1 protein-coding gene is annotated in these 2206 nt (G+C 56.3%); it reads right to left on the bottom strand.

The window, feature by feature from the left end; translation table 11 throughout:
• Nucleotides 1-208 precede the first annotated feature (208 nt).
• On the bottom strand, nt 209-1903 hold the full coding sequence (locus ACEXKH_RS09595; RefSeq protein ID WP_373573940.1) for a phospho-sugar mutase: 1695 nt from the start codon (nt 1901-1903) through the stop codon (nt 209-211).
• Between the last annotated feature and the right edge of the window lie 303 nt (nt 1904-2206).

Here is a 2206-nt window from a genome sequence, read left to right on the forward strand (position 1 = left end):
GGTGCACGCTTTGCGGCTGATCCGGTTCGACCGGGCCGCGCGGCAAGGAGATATATTGCCAGACCGGAGGGCCCCCGGGGGCGGGAATGTGGGCGTACACATTTCCTACACATATAAGGACTCTCGGCTGGCTGGGTAAATATAAGAGGGAACCTCGTTTCCGAGATCCCCTCTTTCGCCTATCTACAGTAATAGACTCTTAAATACCTTATGCCAGCAGCTTGCGACCGGACTCTTCAATCGCGTCAAGTGCTGCATCAGCCTCGGCGGCATCCGCGCCCTTGGCAAAGATATACAGCTTGATCTTGGGCTCGGTGCCGGAAGGACGGACGATACCCTTGTTGCCACCCTCGAGATCGAATTCAATGACATTAGCCTTCGGCAGGCCGTTCACGCAGGTGTTGTAGTCCACGACGGCCTCAATCTTGGAACCGGCGATCTCCGCGGGCGGGTTCTCGCGCAGACCAGCCATGATGCCGGCCATCTTTGCCGCACCCTCAGCGCCCGGATAGCTCAGCGAAATCGTCTTGTTGTGATAGTAGCCATACTTCTCGTACAGCTCGTGCATCGCGTCGGCGAGGTTCTTACCCTGCAGCTTGTAATACTGAGCCATCTGGCAAATCAGCAGCGAAGTGCTCACGGCGTCCTTGTCGCGCACGTGATCACCAGCCAGATAACCGTAGCTCTCCTCAAAACCGAAGATAAAGCGATCGACTTCACCAGCATCGGAAAGCGAGGTAATGATGTCACCAATGTACTTGAAGCCCGTCAGGCAGCGACGAAGCTCAAAGCCATACTCCTCGGCCAGAGCATCGACCATGGCGGAAGAAACGATAGTAGTAACGGCAACCTTCTTAGTGAGGTCCTCACCGCGGGCAGCACGGGTCTTGCAGATATAGTCGAGTAGCAGAACGCCCATCTCATTGCCGGTCAGCAGCAGATAGTCGTCGCCATTCTTAACGGCAACGCCAACACGGTCGGCGTCAGGATCGGTTGCAAGCAGCAAATCAGGGTGAACCTGCTCACAGAGATCGATGCCTTTCTGCATGGCCTGACGGATCTCGGGATTAGGATACGGGCAGGTCGGGAAATCGCCGTTAGGTTCCTTCTGCTCGGGGACAACCGTGACATCAGTGATGCCAGCGCGCTCGAGCACCGTGGTGACGGGAATGAGGCCGGTACCATTCAGCGGCGTATAGACAAGCTTGAGCGGTGCGCCGGCAATCTCCTCGGCAGAAAGATTCGTAACGCCGCGCGCGAGAACGGCGTCATAATAACGCTCGAGGCACGAGTCATCGATCCATTTGACCAGACCCTGCTCAAGAGCCTCATCGAAGTCCATGGACTTCACGCCGGTGAATGTATCGGTCTCGGCGATAGCCTTAGAAATTGCATCGGCGGCCTCGCTGGTGATCTGGCAGCCGTCGGGGCCATAGGCCTTATAGCCGTTATACGGAGCCGGGTTATGACTAGCGGTCATGCAAATGCCACCGGAGCACTTAAGGTCGCGGACGGCCCAGGAAAGCGTCGGCACGGGAGAAATCTTAGGATACACGAGGGCAGTCACGCCGTTTGCTGCAAGAATGGCAGCCGTCGTCTTAACGAACAGTTCACCCTTATTGCGGCTATCGCGAGCGATGGCAACCGTCGGATGCTCGAAGGTCGCATTGAGATAGTCAGCAAAACCCTGCGTCGCGCGACCGACCGTATAGATATTCATACGGTTGGTGCCTGCACCGATAGTGCCGCGAAGACCGGCAGTACCGAAGGCGAGATCCTGGAAGAAAGCGTCGGTGATGGCGTCCTGATCACCCTGCTCCTTCATCGTGTTGAGCTCAGCGAGGAGCTCCTCGTCCTTGACATTGGCAATCCAAGTATCAAGCAGCTCATGAACATCTGCCATGTGAGTCCTTCCGTCACAATCAATAAAACGACCCGTGTAAAACAGGACAAGCGCAGCAGTGCGCTAAAGCAAATATTAGTCCATTGAGAACAGAGAACCAGCCACAGAACGGTGAACGTTTATATTCACCGGCGGATGATAGGATTGATTTAATTAAATAGAGAATGTCGCCTTTTAACGCAAAAAAGGGGGAGGCCGCGAGGCCTCCCCCTTCTCAGTTCAAGCGTACGGCTCGGTGCCGTCCACCGGTCAGCGGCGCCCTGGCCTCCCACGGGCTGACCCCGCAGTACTCTCGGCGCGATG

The organism is Collinsella aerofaciens ATCC 25986, from assembly GCF_964259375.1.
In the GTDB taxonomy this organism is placed as follows: Bacteria; Actinomycetota; Coriobacteriia; order Coriobacteriales; family Coriobacteriaceae; genus Collinsella; species Collinsella aerofaciens_BO.